Annotated in this window: 27 protein-coding genes; 26 read left to right on the top strand and 1 reads right to left on the bottom strand. The window is 61.9% G+C overall.

Annotation, left to right across the window (positions count from 1 at the left end; all coding sequences use genetic code 11):
* From EYZ64_RS32175 to EYZ64_RS00085, 26 genes are all read left to right on the top strand, one after another.
* The coding region (locus tag EYZ64_RS32175) for a hypothetical protein (protein ID WP_210115438.1) at positions 1 to 207 on the top strand (207 nt) is incomplete at its 5' end.
* Positions 207 to 374: a zinc finger domain-containing protein gene (locus tag EYZ64_RS32715; RefSeq protein WP_502702917.1), complete on the top strand. Its 168-nt coding sequence runs from the start codon at positions 207 to 209 to the stop codon at positions 372 to 374. The genes EYZ64_RS32175 and EYZ64_RS32715, both read left to right, overlap by 1 nt.
* Positions 371 to 778 (top strand): FDXHR family putative zinc-binding protein, encoded by a 408-nt coding sequence (locus tag EYZ64_RS32710; RefSeq protein ID WP_502702916.1) that lies wholly within the window; start codon positions 371 to 373, stop codon positions 776 to 778. The genes EYZ64_RS32715 and EYZ64_RS32710 overlap by 4 nt, the downstream gene beginning before the upstream one ends.
* Positions 775 to 1,047 carry a hypothetical protein gene (locus tag EYZ64_RS00185; protein ID WP_135451329.1) on the top strand — a complete coding sequence of 91 codons (273 nt, stop codon included), beginning with the start codon at positions 775 to 777 and terminating at the stop codon, positions 1,045 to 1,047. The genes EYZ64_RS32710 and EYZ64_RS00185 overlap by 4 nt, the downstream gene beginning before the upstream one ends.
* Positions 1,044 to 1,427 (top strand): hypothetical protein, encoded by a 384-nt coding sequence (locus EYZ64_RS00180; RefSeq protein WP_135451328.1) that lies wholly within the window; start codon positions 1,044 to 1,046, stop codon positions 1,425 to 1,427. The genes EYZ64_RS00185 and EYZ64_RS00180 overlap by 4 nt, the downstream gene beginning before the upstream one ends.
* Positions 1,428 to 1,482: 55 nt before the next feature.
* Positions 1,483 to 1,779 carry a hypothetical protein gene (locus tag EYZ64_RS00175; protein ID WP_135451327.1) on the top strand — a complete coding sequence of 99 codons (297 nt, stop codon included), beginning with the start codon at positions 1,483 to 1,485 and terminating at the stop codon, positions 1,777 to 1,779.
* Positions 1,776 to 1,976, top strand: a complete 201-nt coding sequence (locus tag EYZ64_RS00170) for a hypothetical protein (RefSeq protein ID WP_135451326.1) — start codon at positions 1,776 to 1,778, stop codon at positions 1,974 to 1,976. Before EYZ64_RS00175 ends, EYZ64_RS00170 begins: the two co-directional genes overlap by 4 nt.
* 139 nt (positions 1,977 to 2,115) lie before the next feature.
* Positions 2,116 to 2,376 (top strand): hypothetical protein, encoded by a 261-nt coding sequence (locus EYZ64_RS00165; RefSeq protein ID WP_135451325.1) that lies wholly within the window; start codon positions 2,116 to 2,118, stop codon positions 2,374 to 2,376.
* Entirely contained in the window at positions 2,373 to 2,636 is a 264-nt protein-coding gene (locus EYZ64_RS00160) for a hypothetical protein (protein ID WP_135451324.1), read from the top strand. The genes EYZ64_RS00165 and EYZ64_RS00160 overlap by 4 nt, the downstream gene beginning before the upstream one ends.
* Entirely contained in the window at positions 2,633 to 3,298 is a 666-nt protein-coding gene (locus tag EYZ64_RS00155; protein WP_135451323.1) for a DUF7341 domain-containing protein, read from the top strand. Before EYZ64_RS00160 ends, EYZ64_RS00155 begins: the two co-directional genes overlap by 4 nt.
* A 47-nt stretch (positions 3,299 to 3,345) precedes the next feature.
* Entirely contained in the window at positions 3,346 to 3,585 is a 240-nt protein-coding gene (locus tag EYZ64_RS00150; protein WP_135451322.1) for a hypothetical protein, read from the top strand.
* 434 nt (positions 3,586 to 4,019) lie between these two features.
* Positions 4,020 to 4,163 carry a hypothetical protein gene (locus tag EYZ64_RS31895; RefSeq protein ID WP_167857640.1) on the top strand — a complete coding sequence of 48 codons (144 nt, stop codon included), beginning with the start codon at positions 4,020 to 4,022 and terminating at the stop codon, positions 4,161 to 4,163.
* Between the two features lie 121 nt (positions 4,164 to 4,284).
* Positions 4,285 to 4,707 (top strand): HNH endonuclease signature motif containing protein, encoded by a 423-nt coding sequence (locus EYZ64_RS32575; RefSeq protein WP_135451321.1) that lies wholly within the window; start codon positions 4,285 to 4,287, stop codon positions 4,705 to 4,707.
* A 95-nt stretch (positions 4,708 to 4,802) separates the two neighbouring features.
* Entirely contained in the window at positions 4,803 to 5,135 is a 333-nt protein-coding gene (locus tag EYZ64_RS32570; protein WP_135451320.1) for an HNH endonuclease, read from the top strand.
* A gap of 67 nt (positions 5,136 to 5,202) precedes the next feature.
* Positions 5,203 to 5,472, top strand: coding sequence for a hypothetical protein (locus EYZ64_RS00135; protein ID WP_135451319.1), 270 nt, complete (start codon positions 5,203 to 5,205; stop codon positions 5,470 to 5,472).
* Entirely contained in the window at positions 5,444 to 6,727 is a 1,284-nt protein-coding gene (locus EYZ64_RS00130; protein WP_210115437.1) for a terminase large subunit domain-containing protein, read from the top strand. The genes EYZ64_RS00135 and EYZ64_RS00130 overlap by 29 nt, the downstream gene beginning before the upstream one ends.
* 240 nt (positions 6,728 to 6,967) lie before the next feature.
* A complete protein-coding gene (locus tag EYZ64_RS00125) occupies positions 6,968 to 8,434 on the top strand; it encodes a phage portal protein (RefSeq protein ID WP_286174525.1) in 1,467 nt (488 codons plus the stop codon).
* A gap of 8 nt (positions 8,435 to 8,442) precedes the next feature.
* Positions 8,443 to 9,780, top strand: a complete 1,338-nt coding sequence (locus EYZ64_RS00120) for a VG15 protein (protein ID WP_135451318.1) — start codon at positions 8,443 to 8,445, stop codon at positions 9,778 to 9,780.
* Positions 9,777 to 9,968, top strand: a complete 192-nt coding sequence (locus EYZ64_RS00115) for a hypothetical protein (RefSeq protein WP_135451317.1) — start codon at positions 9,777 to 9,779, stop codon at positions 9,966 to 9,968. Before EYZ64_RS00120 ends, EYZ64_RS00115 begins: the two co-directional genes overlap by 4 nt.
* 173 nt (positions 9,969 to 10,141) lie before the next feature.
* Positions 10,142 to 10,699, top strand: a complete 558-nt coding sequence (locus EYZ64_RS00110) for a hypothetical protein (protein ID WP_135451316.1) — start codon at positions 10,142 to 10,144, stop codon at positions 10,697 to 10,699.
* An 18-nt stretch (positions 10,700 to 10,717) separates the two neighbouring features.
* Positions 10,718 to 11,656 carry a phage major capsid family protein gene (locus EYZ64_RS00105; RefSeq protein WP_135451315.1) on the top strand — a complete coding sequence of 313 codons (939 nt, stop codon included), beginning with the start codon at positions 10,718 to 10,720 and terminating at the stop codon, positions 11,654 to 11,656.
* 15 nt (positions 11,657 to 11,671) lie between these two features.
* Positions 11,672 to 11,824, top strand: a complete 153-nt coding sequence (locus EYZ64_RS31890) for a hypothetical protein (RefSeq protein WP_167857639.1) — start codon at positions 11,672 to 11,674, stop codon at positions 11,822 to 11,824.
* Positions 11,825 to 11,842: 18 nt separating this feature from the next.
* Positions 11,843 to 12,307, top strand: coding sequence for a hypothetical protein (locus tag EYZ64_RS00100; protein WP_135451314.1), 465 nt, complete (start codon positions 11,843 to 11,845; stop codon positions 12,305 to 12,307).
* Positions 12,304 to 12,645 (top strand): hypothetical protein, encoded by a 342-nt coding sequence (locus tag EYZ64_RS00095; RefSeq protein WP_135451313.1) that lies wholly within the window; start codon positions 12,304 to 12,306, stop codon positions 12,643 to 12,645. Before EYZ64_RS00100 ends, EYZ64_RS00095 begins: the two co-directional genes overlap by 4 nt.
* A 168-nt stretch (positions 12,646 to 12,813) precedes the next feature.
* A complete protein-coding gene (locus EYZ64_RS00090) occupies positions 12,814 to 13,326 on the top strand; it encodes a hypothetical protein (RefSeq protein ID WP_286174523.1) in 513 nt (170 codons plus the stop codon).
* A 58-nt stretch (positions 13,327 to 13,384) separates the two neighbouring features.
* On the top strand, positions 13,385 to 14,290 hold the full coding sequence (locus EYZ64_RS00085) for a phage tail tube protein (protein ID WP_502702915.1): 906 nt from the start codon (positions 13,385 to 13,387) through the stop codon (positions 14,288 to 14,290).
* Positions 14,291 to 14,335: 45 nt separating this feature from the next.
* Here EYZ64_RS00085 and EYZ64_RS00080 read toward each other — a convergent pair whose 3' ends face one another.
* A complete protein-coding gene (locus tag EYZ64_RS00080; protein WP_135451311.1) occupies positions 14,336 to 14,779 on the bottom strand; it encodes a hypothetical protein in 444 nt (147 codons plus the stop codon).
* Positions 14,780 to 14,800 lie beyond the last annotated feature (21 nt).

The following is a 14,800-nucleotide window of genomic DNA, read 5'->3' as shown; positions in this document are numbered from 1 at the left end:
ACGAACTTCGAAGGCGGATCGTGCCTCCCATGCAAGAGGCGCCGCGAGTGGGACAAGGCGCACCCGGAGTACTTCGCTCAGCTTGAGGCCGAGGAACGGCAGCGCAAGGAATCTCTGCGCACGAACTGTCCTCGCTGCCACGGCCTGAACACCTACGAGGACGAAGCCGGCGTCCATCCCTGCCAACCACATCTGGAGGTCGGCTGATGAAGGACTGGACCGGCACGACTGTGCAGCAGCAGGCCCTCACTGTTCCGTGCCCTGATTGTCACGCGTTGGTGGGGGAGCTGTGTGTGCGGGATGGGGATGGGAAGCCGTTGGAGCATTTCCCGGCGCACACGCGGCGGGTCACTAACGCAGGGAGCCACGAATGAGCCACCCAGAAGCCACACACAGCGCCGAACAGCCCAAGTCGCCCACTGACATCAACCCACCCACGAACACCGCTCAAATCTCGCCCCAATCCACCGGAATCGCCATCGCAGAACGGAGCCAACCAGTGAACCGACAACAACCCCACGCGTGCGCCGGATGTGATGCCCGATGGGGCGGGTTCAACACCTCGCACTGCTCCGGCTGCCACCGGACGTTCACCGGATTGACAGCGTTCGACAAGCACCGCGACGGCGACCACGCCAAGAGCACACGCCGCTGTCTTCCGCCCGACTTGGTCGGACTCGTTGGCGCGGGCCGTGACTACCCGTGCTGGGGATTCCCCGGCGACCCCGACCGATGGGCCGACGCCCCCGTTGAAACCGACTACCTGGAGAACCAATGAGCAACCACGACCCCGCAATCGCAGCGGCACAACGAGCATGGGCTGCCCAGTTCCCACTTGGCCCAACCTGGGATTCCGATTCCGACATGGGAGGGCAGGAGTTCTTCTCTAGAGCTGCCCGTGAGGCGTTGAAGCCGATACGGGCGGAATTCCATTGCCTGCGAGCTAAGGCGCTCGCGTCCAACGACGCCAGTTTCGTCGCCGGCCTACTGCTCGCCCTGACGAGGCTGACACCCCTGCTCTACACCACCGAGGAGCTTGATCGATGAGCGACCGTGCCGTATCTGCCATCGCCGAACAGTTGGCGACCAACCTCTTCAACCGCCTCACGAACGGACCACGCTGGGGCACTGTCGACGATTTCAAAGCCGTCCTCAACGAGGAAGCGCGATCGATCCTCGCTGCGATCAAGGCCGCCCGTATCGCCGTCGTGGAACTTCCCGAACCGTGGACCGACGAGCATTCGGCCAAAGGGGAACCGGTCGGCCGCGTGATCTACGACGCCGACGATGACCTGTTCACCGTCAAGGTCGCCAACGGCAAGTGGGTGGCCTACTACTCGCAGGGGCACCTCTACTCGCTCACCAATGCCGACATTGATGGCGACCGATGGGATCAGATCGTGGGAGTCATCGAGGTTCGATCATGACTCGCCAGCTCCCCAAATCCGCTGCCGTTGGGGCACGTATCACCGTGGAGGAAGCATGAGCGACGCGCATTACCTGATCAACCTCACAGGCGGCGAGATAGTCCAATGCCCCGGTGATCAAGCCACCGCTGAACGCCACCTGCGGTACCTCCGCGAGCGGCACATTGCCGAAGCGGAAGAGGCTGGCCGCGACCCTTATCCACTCCCGTCACTGATCGGCGTCTACCCGCCGTGGTCAGTCGGCGGCCCCGACGGCAAGGGCGGCGTGTTCTCGTACGGCTACAAGCCGACCTTGCTCGGTTCGATCGATGCGCCCCGTTCGCAGTGGTCTCGCGTAGAGGAGTGGTCATGACCTCGCCGTCTGATCGTGAGGTGTTCCTGAACGAGGTGCGCGAAGCCATCTGGGCCGACCTCCATCGGCAAGCGGATGGGCCAATGCGACTGAGTGTGGACCGCGAAATCAGTCAGATCGACGGCTATGTCGATGTTGGCGATCTAGCCGAGGCTGCTGTTGATGCCATGGCCCGCCGTCTCGGGCCGGAGTTCTGATGGCTATCCGTTACTGCCACAACTGCTGCCGGTCCACTGAGACCGATGTGATTCCTGCCCAACAGATCGGCAACCACCCCATACCTGCCTTCCGCATCTGTGGTTACTGCGGGTGGGGCACAGCTATCGAGGAGACCGCATGAGCGACCCACTGCGAGAACGCGTCCACGAGCTCGTCATAGGAATGGTCGGCGACCAACTCCGCGGCGCCACCGAAGACGGCATCCGTCTCGGCGTCGGCTACTGCATCCAATGCACCGAACAAGTCACCGAACTACTAACGGCCGACATGCAGCCCGAACTAGCTGGTGCGGTCCGCGCTGTCATGGATGGCTCGCTACAGGCGATGCGCGAAGTGTCGGCCAAATTTGTCCTCGACCAGTCGGGCGGTACCGCATGAGCCTTCCGAAGCGTTTGCGCGACAAGATCGAGTTCAAACACGCAGCCAGGCCAGACCTCACCGCCTGCTGGATGTGGACCGCTGGCATCGACCCGAACGGACTCGGCTTCTACTCGGAGAACGGAACCAACACGACAGCCCGCCGCGTCGTCTGGGAGAAGCTGCGCGGCCCGATCCGCGAAGGAAAGAAGCTCTACAACACCTGCCCCCGTAAAGCCTGCGTCAACCCCAACCACATGGACATTCGAGGCGCCGCATGACCGCAGCACACGAAGACGGCCACGAGGACGGCAACCTGCCGGCCGCACGCAACAAACTCTCCAACGCCATCAGTGCCCTGATCGACCCGAAACCCAACACCATCACCCTCGATAACGGCACGCACCGAATCGAGTGGGTCGACAGCCTCTATGACCAACTCTCCGACGCCGTCCCAGGCGGTCAAGGCAACGCTTCCCGTGTCCCGCAATCATCCCCACCGATGTGCATCGATGCGGTGGACATCATGCGCAAAATCGAAGCCGCGACAGCAGAGTGGGAACCACGCCCCACCATCGACGTCTCGATCAACACCCCACCGATCGCCATCATCCGCCTGCAGGCCATCGAACGCCGCACATGGAGACCACAAGACACCACACTGGTGGAGAACATCGCCGCCGAGATCGAATCATGGTGCGAACAGATCCACACCCTGCTCAACCCAGTCAAACGATGGTCGCTACCCAACCCCTGCCCCGCCTGCGACACAGCGATCGTATACAGGCGCAACAGCTCCGACGAGATAGTCCGCAAACCAGCCCTCGACCTCGGCCCCACCGGATGTGTCTGCCTCAACTGCCACACCACCTGGGCACCCGAATACTTCCAACACCTCGCGAAAGTACTTGGCTACGAACTGCCAAGCGGTGTCTTGGAATGACAAAAACGCGTAGTGATCGCCCCACCGATAGGAGCAACATGGGAACCATGACCAATCTCGATGACGTCCGCCTTGAGCAGCACCGCGTCAAGATGATTGAGAAGCACACCGCCAACTTGCGGCCTGGCTGGTACGTCGCCAACGGGTTCTTCTGGCACGACGCCTGCTCGGTCATCGCTGGCCCCTTCACGACCCAGGAAGACGCGATGCTCGGTCGGACCATCATCGAGAAGTACGAGGGTCACCACAGCTACTACATCGATGAGGTTGAGCAGCGCGAAAACTGATGGACAGCGTTGGTTACGGCGTGTGGCGATAGCTAACCTGCGAAAACGCTGATACCGTGTCAGTCGGCACCTGAAGTGTGCCCATAGATCGCCGCCGTCCTCCGGGCCTGGCGGCGTTTCGCATTTCAGGGGGTGCTGAATGTCCACCTTCGCCAAGCCCCGATCCCTCACTGATCGCATTACCGACGCTCTCCGCACCTTGGAGCAGGCCAGACGTGAAGGCCACCAACCCATCATCGAAGCCGCCGAACGCGTCATGAACGGGCTACTCGACCGGCAACCACGCTAGCGACCACTCGCACTCATCGACCCCGACTTAGATCAACACCTGAGAGTGACGATGCGATGACCTGCCCCTGGTGCGCACAACCCCCACAACGGCACTGGACCTGGTGGCACAACCTCTGCATACGCATCACCGCACTCTTCTGGCTATGAACCACCAACACGACGACAACCCCGACGCACCGACAACCCCTGAGTACGCCAAGGGTTTCCGAGATGCCGGACTGATAGCCGGCATTGAGCTCGCCGCCCGACTCGCCGAAGCCAACGCCCAAGCAAGGCAACGCACGTGACCAACCGCAACACCATGCTCAACAACTGAATATCCTTGCAAGCAACCTCGGCTTGATCACCGAGGCTAGAAAGCCCCCGTATCTCCAGGTGCGGGGGCTTTCGCATTCCTGGAGACGAACGATGAACATCGCAGATCAGTTCTGGTCCAACGTCGACAAGAGCGGCGACTGCTGGCTATGGACCCGATCCACTCGGGGATACCGCGGCTACGGACGATTCCAGTTCGATGGCCACTACGTGATGGCACATCGGGTCGCTTACCTACTTGAGGTAGGTCCTATCCCAGATGGTTACCAAGTGGATCACCTCTGCCGCGTTCGGCACTGCGTGCGACCCAGCCATCTGGAAGCGGTAACGCAGTACGTCAACAACATGCGCAGCGAGTCGGTGTCTGCCCAAGCGGCACGCCAGACCCAGTGCATCCATGGACACGAGTTCACACAGGCGAACACCTACGTCACGCCAGATGGACGACGCCAGTGCCGTACCTGCATCGCCGATCGACTGACGCGTCATGAGCGTCGCCGGCGCGCAGCCGCCTGAACACCAGGGGGTGGGCAGGGTTCCCCGCGACCGGCCTGCCTCCGTCTCTCAGGGCATAGGCGGATGTGTGTGTGACCCAGGGGTAGGGGGTCGGGATGCCTTTCGCTTCCACCACGATCCGTGATCGGCGCCGCGGCGAGGTTCGTCACCGTGATGGTGATGCTCCGTGTGCTTTGCAGATCACGGCTGATTGCCAGGCACTTGGCGGGGAGATTGACTACGACGCCCGGCCGCCGCACCCGCGTTCGTTTGAGGTGGACCATGTTGTGTCCTCGGATGAGGCGCAGCGTTTGGGGTGGTCGGAGGCTGAGGCTGATGCGTTGGACAACTGCCAGCCCTCGTGTCGTCAGTGCAATCGTGCGAAGTCTGACGGTGTGAAGCCGGTGGCGGCGATCCGCCCTACGTATCTGAATTCGCGTTTCATCTGAGCTTGCGCCGCTGTGGTGCATTACGCCGACGTCGGGCGGTCAACCGGCGGGTCCGAGAGGTTGGCCGATGGCCGAGTACACCACGTTGAATGAGGCGATGGACGCCAACGATGAGTTGGCGGAGGCCAAGATTCGTTATCGGCTCCTCGCTGAGGCGTTCGAAGAGAAGCCGCAACTGCGATCACAGCTCAATGCTCAGCTGGAGAGGGCGAAGGCGGAGATTAGTCGGCTGCGGGCACTGGCGCCGAAGTCGGGCACCGAGACTGAGGCTGAAGAAGCTGAATCGTCGGGCAAGGTAGTGGCGTTCGATGCCGGTCGCTTCCGGAAATCGGGCTAACCCTGCTCCGCTTGTCGACATTGCACGGCACTGTGTCATCCCAGATGACATAGCTTTCACGCGCTATCACGAACTGATCGCACCGGAACTGCCCGGCATGGGCGTGACGCTCGATCAGTGGCAAGAGGACATTTGGTACGCAGCTCTCGGTGTGCGGGACGACGAAGACCGCACTCTGGCATGCGATGTCATGGGCGTGACGTTGAGCATCGCGCGGCAGGCCGGCAAGACGTGGGGCATCATGGCTGGCCTCATCGCGATCTGTTTGTCGCGTCCGGGCACGTTGGTGATTTGGTCGTCGCATCATGACCGCACATCGTCGGAGACGTTGACGAAGATCGCGGGCATTGTGGAAAAGCCTGCTATTCGTCCGAAGATGCGCGCCCAGCATCCCGTGGTGCAAGCTGACGACAATCGTGGTGTGCACTTCGCGAACGGGTCGCGGATCTTGTTCGGTGCGCGGTCGGCGGGGTTTGGTCGAGGCTTCGCCGAGGTCGATATCCAGGTGTACGACGAGTGCCAGAACCTCAAAGAGTCGGCGCTCACCGACATGCTTGCGGCGATGAACGTCTCCGATATCGGGTTGGCGTTCTTCATGGGGACACCTCCGCGGCCACAGGATGTGGCGCTGGGCGTGCATGAAGCGTTCAAGCGCCGACGAGACAAAGCGCTGGCACCGCTGAAGAAGCGTCCATTCAAGGGCATCTATGTGGAGTTCTCCCCGGAGTCTCCCGATGGCGTGGTGCCTGACATTGATGCGCCGGGCTTTTGGGAGAAACTGTCGGAGGCGAACCCCTCTTACAGATTCCGGGTCGGCAATTCCGCGATTGAGCGGCTTGTGGAGAACATGTCACCCGAGGATGTTCTGCGCGAGGTTCGGCATCTGGGACAAAACCAACGAGACGCTCGCGGTTGTCCCGAAGGAGTATTGGAACACTCTCGCCGCGGATCTGGACGTCTTGCCGGATGTGGCGTCCTTCGGCATCAATGCCACACGCTCGGGTTGGTATTGGATCACCGCATGTTGGTGCGAGGGAGAGTCCGCGCACGTCGAAATCGCACTTGGCACACAGTCGGAGGTGGAGGCAATGAACTTTATGTCCCGCCACGCCACCAAAAGAACTCCGATCAAGCACGATGCGACTGGCGCGGCCAAAGCACTGGGCGAGAAGCTCAAACAGCTCTATTTCAAGGCGTCTGCCTACACCCAGAACGAGGCCGGCGCCGGCAACGCCTTGTGGCTCGGCATGGCTGAACAGGGCCGCCTGTCTCATGGCGGCCAGCAGGATCTAGACCTGGCCGTGCGCGGTTCGCGCCGGAAGGATCGCGCTTCGGGTGGTTGGATGCTGGTCCCACGGTCCGACTCTTTCGATATCGGGCCAGCGATCGCGATGTCAGCGGCGGTCTATGCGGCGATGACGACACGGCGCCCTTCGGGTGGCCGGGCGGCTTCAGGTAGGCGGCAACGGCACTCGTCATTGGAGGGGTCGACGGCGTGAACCAACCCATCGCCCAGACGGTTCGCCTCCCTGAGCTGACCAACGACGAAAACGCTCTCATCAACGGGCTTCTCGCTGAGATTGAGAACCGGAAGATGAAGAATCTTCTGCGGACCTCGTACTACGAGAACAAGCGCACGATTCGGCATGTCGGAACGTTGATTCCGCCGCAGTATTTCAATCTCGGTCTGATTCTCGGCTGGACAGGCAAAGCGGTTGATGCTCTCGCTCGGCGGTGCAACCTTGAGGGGTTCGTCTGGCCCGATGGCGACCTGGAAAGCATCGGTGGCACAGAGGTTGTCGACGACAACCATCTCGTGTCTGAAATTGATAGTGCGATCGTCGCCGCGATGCAGCACGGTCCGGCGTTCCTCATCAACACGATCGGGGATGCCGACGAGCCTAAAGCTTTGATCCACATCAAGGACGCCACGGAAGCGACGGGGGAGTGGAATCGCCGTCGGCGCCATCTAGACAACTTGCTGTCGGTGATCGACAAAGACAAAGACGGCCGTGTGCTGACTTTGGCGTTGTATCTCAACAATGAGACCATCACGGCGCACCGCGACAAGGCGACACTGAAATGGCAAGTCGACCGGGTCGAGCACGTTTACGGTGTGCCCGCGGAGGTGTTGCCGTACAAGCCGGCGCCGAAGCGTCCCTTTGGCCAGTCTCGGATTACACAGCCGATGATGGGCTTACAGGATGCCGCGGTGCGTGAGTTGGCCCGGCGTGAGGGTCACATGGATGTCTTTTCGTACCCGGAGTTTTGGTTGCTCGGCGCGGATGAGTCGGCGCTGAAAAACGCTGATGGCACGATGAAGTCGGTTTGGGAAGCCCGTCTTGGTCGGATCAAGGGTCTCCCGGACGATGCGGACGCCGCGCATCCGCAGAACGCTCGCGCGGATGTGAAGCAGTTCCCGGCTGCGAGCCCGGATGCTCACTGGTCCGATATCAATGGTCTGGCCAAGCTTTTCGCACGGGAAGCGTCCTTGCCCGATACGGCCGTTGCGATTTCAGGCCTGGCGAATCCAACGTCCGCCGAGTCCTACGACGCCTCGCAGTATGAGCTGATCGCCGAGGCGGAGGGTGCCGTCGACGACTTCACCCCGGCCCTGCGGAAGTCGTATGTGCGTTCCCTGGCGATGAAGAACAAGGTCGCCATCGGCGAGATCCCGGACGAGTGGAAGTCGATCGACGCACAGTGGCGCGACCCGCGCTACCTGGCGAAGTCGGCGCAGGCTGATGCTGGGATGAAGCAACTCGCTGCTGCGCCGTGGCTCGCAGAATCCGAAGTTGGCCTTGAGCTTCTGGGATTGACACCGCAGCAGGTTAAGCGTGCGATGGCCGACAAGCGGAGAGCGTCCTCGTTGTCATTGGTCGACCGGTTGACTTCAACTGAAGCGCCAGTGGCGATCTCGAATCCGCCGGCTGACGCCGTGCAGCAGGCAATCGGGCAGTAGAGGTTGGCGTGGCTGTAGCCGTCGCCGAGTTTCAGCTTCTGCTAGCCCAACTGGCAGACGAGCTCGGCTCCAGGATTGATCGCCTGGTCCCAAGCTTGGATCGGTTGAGCCAGCCGGAGCTGCTGTCGTTCATGACGGACGCCTACCCGGAGTTGGTGACGCCGTACATCGCGGCCGGTAACGACTTGACGACCGTTTGGTACGACGAGCAGCCCACCGCACTGGATGCGAAGCAGTTCTATGCCGAGCCAGCCGCGGTGGCGCCAGTGGATCAGCTGGCGATCTCGGCGCGGTGGGCGATGCTGCAGGCGGATCCAACTGCCGCGCTCAAAGGAACGGCGACGAGGGCGGTGTTTAGCGGTTCCCGCGACACCGTCATCGCGAACACTGAGCGTGAAGGCGTCCGGTGGGCGCGGCATGCGTCGGCGAACGCGTGTGGGTTCTGCCGGATGTTGGCCACCCGAGGCGCGGTGTACCGCAGTCAGGCGTTGGCGAAGAAGAGCCACGATCACTGCCATTGTCTGGCGGTTCCCGACCGCGACGGCCTGTATGTGCCGGCGCCGTACGTGGAGCAGTGGGAACGCGACTACACGCAGGCACGCAGAGACGGCGCGACTACCCCAGGGCAGATCGCCAACGCGATGGACAAAGCCGAAGGTGGACGCCGTGCGCCCAGGGCGCCGAAGGCGCCAGCACCAAGTTCGAAGGTGCGTGGCGGTGGTACTGGTGGCGGCCCACCGCGGCGACCGCCGACGGTTCCGCCGGCCCCCGGCGCAGGGGGAACGCCAGGTGGCCCCGATCCCGCTTGGCTCCGACGTAGTCGGACTCACATCAACGGGCTCACAGGTCGCCGGCGGAATTCGGTCGTCGGTTACACCGGCCCGGACCATGAGCGCATCAACAAGTGGCTTCGACGCAAGAATGCGAAGCCTGACGCTTGGGTCGAAGCCAGGGTGAAGGACCTCGATGCGGTTTTGGACGCAAACCCACTACCTACGCGAACCATCCTGACTCGGACCGTCAACCTGGAGGCGTTCGGAATCGCGAGCGGTGAGGACCTCGCGAAAATCATGGGTACTCAGCGAATCGAACGTGGCTACATGTCGACGACTCGGCTGCCTGGTGGCGGTACGACCAAGGACTACAAAGCGCCCGTCCGACTCACTGTCATCGCCCCCCGCGGCACGCCGGCTGCGGCCGTTGAGGACATTTCCAAGTACCCCGGGCAGGGAGAGATACTTCTAGCACGCGGGTTGGGTTACACAATCATCAATCCGACGTACGATAGTCAGTTAGGAATGTGGCGAGCCACGATGCTGATTGAACCAGGAGGTGGGACACGATGAGCGCACTCGATAACGGCACGCTCGGAACTGAGGTTGTCACCGACCTGGCGGAACTCGCACAGGCCCGGGCCGCCTATCTGCGGGAGTACGACTACCGCCTTCCACTGCAGGACGCTGAGCGTGCCGCCGGCCTCACCGAGGCCGACATTTGGCGGTTCCTCGATGAGCCAACCGCCGCTACCGGCTAGATCAACTCTCCGAAGCCCCCGCACCTAACCAGGTGATCGGGGGCTTCGTCGTACCCCAAGATTCCTTCCCTTTGGGGTAAGTGCTTGCACCCACGTAACAAATTCTTCCCGTCACATCACGACGGGTGTACGCCCACGTCCGGCGGTCAACGGACGGACCAGGAGGAACAACCATGTCTGAGGCAGCAGCCGAGACGACCAGCACATCGGAAGCCCCGGGCGGCGAAAGCACCACCAGCGGAGAGACGCCCACCGCGAACGAGTTCAAGCCGATCACCTCGCAGCAAGAGTTGAACGCGGCGTTGAAAGACCGTTTAGACCGAGAACGCGCAAAGTTCAAGGACTACAACGACATCAAAGCGAAGGCGGCCAAGCTCGACGAGATCGAACAGGCCAACCTCTCCGAACTCGAAAAGGCTAACGGACGCATCACCACTGCCGAAAAAGAGCGAGACACCGCCAAAGCAGAAGCGCTGCGTCTCCGTACTGCAGTAACGCACGGCATCTCACTCGAGGACGCCGACCTGTTTCTCACTGGAACCGACGAAGAGACCCTCACCGCTCAGGCGAAGAGGCTCTCAGACCGCGCGGCCGAGCAAGCCAACGCTGAAGCCGAGCGCAAGAAGAAAAACCCGATCGTGTCCAAGGAGGGCACGTCGACCACTACCGGAACTACCACCGAGGAAGACGACCGCGAATTTGCGCGGAACTTCTTCGGGGGCGGTTCCTAACCCGAAAGGAATAGCCCGATGACTGCACTTGCAACCGGCTCCTTCTCGCTGCCCAAGCACATGGTGCCGGGCGTGTGGCAGAAGGCTCAGGGACAGTCCGTTCTCGCCCGCTTGTCTGCTGCCGATCCCCAGGAATTCGGCGAACAGCAGTACATGACTCTGACTGCACCGCCCCGCGGCGAGGTCGTGGGTGAAGCTGCGCAGAAGAGTGAATCGACCGCGCAGTTCGCCCCCGTCACCGCTATCCCGCGCAAGGTGCAGGTCACCCAGCGGTTCAGCCAGGAAGTCAAGTGGGCCGACGATTCTCGTCAGCTCGGCGTCCTTCAGACGATGGCCGACCTGTCCGGTGTCGCACTCGGCCGTGCCCTCGACCTGATCGGCATTCACGGAATCAACCCACTGACCGGTGCTGCGCTGTCCGGGTCGCCGGCCAAGATCCTCGACACGACCAACGTCGTGGAGTTGGACACGGCCACACTGGCCAAGCCCGATCAGGCCATTGAGGCTGCCGTGGGCCTGGTGCTCGCCGACAGCCTGTCCCCGAACGGTGTGGCGATCGACAACGGCTTCGCGTTCTCGCTGGCGACCCAGCGTGACAGCCAGGGCCGCAAGCTTTACCCGGAGTTGGGTTTCGGCGCGACTGCCACTGCGTTCTCTGGCCTGAACGCGGCCGTCTCGGACACTGTTCGCGGCGGGCCTGAGGCTGTCACGGCATCGACCGGTGCTTACCGGACAACCAATCCGAACGTGAAGGCCATCGCCGGTGACTTCTCCGCGTTCCGGTGGGGTGTTCAGGTGAACGTTCCGCTGGAGCTGATCGAGTTCGGTGACCCGGACGGCCTGGGCGACCTGAAGCGGCAGAACCAGATCGCGATCCGTGCGGAGGTTGTCTACGGCATCGGCATCATGTCGACGGATGCCTTCGCGCAGGTCAAAGACGCCGTCGCCAACGCCTAAGGGGGAGGGTTAATCATGACCGACAAGAAGGTTGAGACCGTCACTTTGATAGCCCCAAATGGTCAGACGGTTTCTGTGGCCGAGTCCAAGAAGGTCGAGCGAATCGCTGGCGGCTACAGCCTGCCGGGGAAGCGCACGCCGGCCAAGCCTGCCGCCGCGACCAAGTGACAAGGAGGGGCGTGACCCGTGGCCGAGATCATCACATCCACTGACCTGCCCGACGATATCGCCGCAAACGCGATGTCGCAGACGTGGGTCAACGGTGCGAATGCTCGCGCGTCACGGGTCGCGCCCTGTCTCGCCTCCACTACCCCTCCTCCCACAGAGGGCCAGTTGGCGGAGGCGAAGCTGATCCTGATCGGTGCCGTGATGCGCTGGTCCCAAGCAGGATCGGGTGCATTGCAGTCGCAGACCGCGGGTCCGTTCGGAGTCACCTTCGACACCCGCCAGCGCGGCGGATTCAACTTGTGGCCCAGTGAGATTACGCAGTTGCAGGACATCTGCAAGAACGGTTCGGAGTCGAAGGCATTCGCGGTGGATTCCGTTCCGTGCGGCGGCACTCACTCACCGATCTGCTCCCTCTACTTCGGTGGCGATTGTTCGTGCGGCGCATCTATTGCCGGCCAACAGATTTACGAACAGGCGCCATGACGTTTCCACTGCCGTTCACCTGCCAGCACGAGGCGTACACCCCTGGCGTGGAGGACGATCACGGCAACACCGTCCCGGGCTGGCTACCGCAAGTCGAGGTGGCCTGCTTCTGGTGGGATCCGTCATCAACTGAACCTGATTTGCCGCCAACTGGCGGTGATCGGGTTGTGGCTGACCGTGTGCTGGTAGTCGATTTGGTTGTGACTGTTGACCATCGAGACAGGTTCACGATCGAGGGTAGAAAGTTCGAAGTGAGCGGGCTGCCCAAGGACTACAACCATGGCCCATTTGGGTTTTCCCCAGATCGCCTTGTGGTCGAACTGAAGTGGGTGGGCTGATGAAGGTCACGTTCCATCAGTCCGGGTTCGACGAACTGCTGACCGGTAGCTACGCGAATTCGCTGCTGGACAAGGAAACCGAGTCGATCGCTGATCGGGCCAACGCTGTCCCCTCAACCACAGATCCAGCTGCCTCTGTGCCGTATTACGAAGTTGAGGACGGATCGGATGGCAAGCGTGCTCGGCGTCGGATTCGGGCGGCTGGTGCTCGTGCGATGCGACATGAGGCTAAGACCAACGCGCTACAGAAAGCGTTGGGCGGTGCCTGATCTAGTCGTGTTCCCCGATGTTGACACCATCGCCCGCAAGATCCTGCTACAGGGCCTAGCGGAGCGTGGGTTGTCGATCAAGGTGGGAACGAGGATTCCGTCACCGATGCCGGCGCAGTTCATTCGCCTAGTTTTCTTGCCTGGGCGGGAGACGTGTCGCCGTGTTCAGTGGTGTCAGGTCAATGCCTACGTGTATGACGATGCGCAGCACGAGGTTCGGTGTGCGCAGACTGCCCAGTTGGTGGCCGCGATCCTGCGGGCCGCACCCGAAGCGGCGATCGATGGCAAGGATGTACCGATCACCGAGCCGTGCGAGCTGCACGGCCCTTTCCCTACGCAAGACTCTGACGTTCCAACCCTTCCGGTTCGTCAGGTAAACGTCACCTGGACTGTTCAGTCCAGCGTGATCTAGCACTACACAGCCAAGGTCTCTAACCCCTCCCAGCAATCCCGCTGCGGGGGTTTTCGTCGTGCCCCCGGAATGTTGGGGCGCAAATCCCCCTACAGGAGGAATCGTGGCGCACACGAATGTTCGGAATACCCAGGTCGCGCGGGCGGGTCTCGCTGGAGGCATCTTCCGCTACCCGCTCGGCACCACTCTGCCAACTAATGCAACCTCGGTGCGGCCAACCATCAGCGGATGGAATCCGCGGCTTGGTGGTTGCGACGAGACCGGCTTCACCGTATCCAGCAAGCGGGACATCGAGAAGAAGAAAGATTGGAATGGCGACAAAGTCCGTTCCATTCAGACCGGCAAGGACGACTCCGGCAAATTCGTTCTGATCGAGCCGAAGTCGCCGCAGGCCAAGGCGATGCTGTACGGCGACGCCAATGTGACCGTGGTTCCGGCGACCGCTTCGCATGGCACTCAGATCACCGCACAGTCCACCAGCGACGTGCTGCCGCACCACGCCTACGTGGTCGACACCATCGACGGCGACGACAAGATCCGCACCTGCATTGCGGACGCTCAGGTGTCCGAGACGGGTGACATCATCTTCCAGTCCAAGGACTGGACCGTGTATGAGATCACCCTCGAAATGTTCCCCGATAGCCAGGGGCGGACGTGGGTGGAGTACACCGAGCTCAACGACATTCTGGTGCCGTCTGAGTGGGATGTGGCGATCAGCGGTTCTGCGGGCACGGTGGTGTACACGGTGACGCGGGATTCTGTGGCTGAGTCGACCACCGGGCAGACCTACAACGTGTCCACGACCGCGCTCAAGACCGCGATCGAGGGTCTGCCGAACGTCGGCGCCGGCAATGCGACCGTCACCGGCACCGCGGGCACCAGCTACAACATCGTGTTGGCGAATGGTGGGGTGCTGTCTGCGGTTGGTTCCGGCGGCGCCACCGCTACTGTCACGCCGGCCTAGTCGGTAGGTGGCCGCGCAGCATTGTCGGTGCGGCGCGGCCACCTATTACTCGGCGTTGGCGTTATCTCCTATCACCTTCCCGATTGAGGCGTCGAAGACCTTCAGTCCGTGTACTGGCGCAATGCAATTCACCTCGGTAAAGCTGAGTGCGTTGCAGTTTGCGGCATCGAATTCGGCGTACGACTTCTGATAGTTCTTCATCAGGGCTATCAGGTCGGAGCGGGATTTGCTGACCGGCAGTGATTCGGCGGTGAGCAAGGCTGAATCCAGCATCGCGTTGTGGTTCACCCAGCAGGCGAGCACGTCCTGATCGGTGTGGTTGAGCAGGTCGCACGTTAACAGCAAGTCCATGTATTCCTTGCGGAACTCTTTCCACGTGTAGCTGGCGGCAACCGCCAACTCCGATGATGTCGGCGCGGCGGCTGGTTGCCGCGTCCCGCATGCGGCGAGTAGCACGGTGCATACGGCCACCGCCATCCAGATTCTCATCCCGCGAATGTACAGCCCACC

The sequence above is a fragment of the Mycobacterium sp. DL99 genome, assembly GCF_004762045.1.
Classification (GTDB): Bacteria; Actinomycetota; Actinomycetes; order Mycobacteriales; family Mycobacteriaceae; genus Mycobacterium.
Note: the sequence above shows the minus strand (reverse complement) of the source record. Positions and strands in the feature narration are given on the sequence as shown.

Excerpts from the sequence above, each read along its gene's own strand:
- EYZ64_RS32715 (WP_502702917.1), top strand. The coding sequence starts at position 207 with ATGAAGGACTGGACCGGCACGACTGTGCAGCAGCAGGCCCTCACTGTT.
- EYZ64_RS32710 (WP_502702916.1), top strand. The coding sequence starts at position 371 with ATGAGCCACCCAGAAGCCACACACAGCGCCGAACAGCCCAAGTCGCCC.
- EYZ64_RS00185 (WP_135451329.1), top strand. The coding sequence starts at position 775 with ATGAGCAACCACGACCCCGCAATCGCAGCGGCACAACGAGCATGGGCT.
- EYZ64_RS00180 (WP_135451328.1), top strand. The coding sequence starts at position 1,044 with ATGAGCGACCGTGCCGTATCTGCCATCGCCGAACAGTTGGCGACCAAC.
- EYZ64_RS00175 (WP_135451327.1), top strand. The coding sequence starts at position 1,483 with ATGAGCGACGCGCATTACCTGATCAACCTCACAGGCGGCGAGATAGTC.
- EYZ64_RS00170 (WP_135451326.1), top strand. The coding sequence starts at position 1,776 with ATGACCTCGCCGTCTGATCGTGAGGTGTTCCTGAACGAGGTGCGCGAA.
- EYZ64_RS00165 (WP_135451325.1), top strand. The coding sequence starts at position 2,116 with ATGAGCGACCCACTGCGAGAACGCGTCCACGAGCTCGTCATAGGAATG.
- EYZ64_RS00160 (WP_135451324.1), top strand. The coding sequence starts at position 2,373 with ATGAGCCTTCCGAAGCGTTTGCGCGACAAGATCGAGTTCAAACACGCA.
- EYZ64_RS00155 (WP_135451323.1), top strand. The coding sequence starts at position 2,633 with ATGACCGCAGCACACGAAGACGGCCACGAGGACGGCAACCTGCCGGCC.
- EYZ64_RS00150 (WP_135451322.1), top strand. The coding sequence starts at position 3,346 with ATGACCAATCTCGATGACGTCCGCCTTGAGCAGCACCGCGTCAAGATG.
- EYZ64_RS31895 (WP_167857640.1), top strand. The coding sequence starts at position 4,020 with ATGAACCACCAACACGACGACAACCCCGACGCACCGACAACCCCTGAG.
- EYZ64_RS32575 (WP_135451321.1), top strand. The coding sequence starts at position 4,285 with ATGAACATCGCAGATCAGTTCTGGTCCAACGTCGACAAGAGCGGCGAC.
- EYZ64_RS32570 (WP_135451320.1), top strand. The coding sequence starts at position 4,803 with ATGCCTTTCGCTTCCACCACGATCCGTGATCGGCGCCGCGGCGAGGTT.
- EYZ64_RS00135 (WP_135451319.1), top strand. The coding sequence starts at position 5,203 with ATGGCCGAGTACACCACGTTGAATGAGGCGATGGACGCCAACGATGAG.
- EYZ64_RS00130 (WP_210115437.1), top strand. The coding sequence starts at position 5,444 with ATGCCGGTCGCTTCCGGAAATCGGGCTAACCCTGCTCCGCTTGTCGAC.
- EYZ64_RS00115 (WP_135451317.1), top strand. The coding sequence starts at position 9,777 with ATGAGCGCACTCGATAACGGCACGCTCGGAACTGAGGTTGTCACCGAC.
- EYZ64_RS00110 (WP_135451316.1), top strand. The coding sequence starts at position 10,142 with ATGTCTGAGGCAGCAGCCGAGACGACCAGCACATCGGAAGCCCCGGGC.
- EYZ64_RS00105 (WP_135451315.1), top strand. The coding sequence starts at position 10,718 with ATGACTGCACTTGCAACCGGCTCCTTCTCGCTGCCCAAGCACATGGTG.
- EYZ64_RS31890 (WP_167857639.1), top strand. The coding sequence starts at position 11,672 with ATGACCGACAAGAAGGTTGAGACCGTCACTTTGATAGCCCCAAATGGT.
- EYZ64_RS00095 (WP_135451313.1), top strand. The coding sequence starts at position 12,304 with ATGACGTTTCCACTGCCGTTCACCTGCCAGCACGAGGCGTACACCCCT.
- EYZ64_RS00090 (WP_286174523.1), top strand. The coding sequence starts at position 12,814 with ATGGCAAGCGTGCTCGGCGTCGGATTCGGGCGGCTGGTGCTCGTGCGA.
- EYZ64_RS00080 (WP_135451311.1), bottom strand. The coding sequence starts at position 14,779 with ATGAGAATCTGGATGGCGGTGGCCGTATGCACCGTGCTACTCGCCGCA.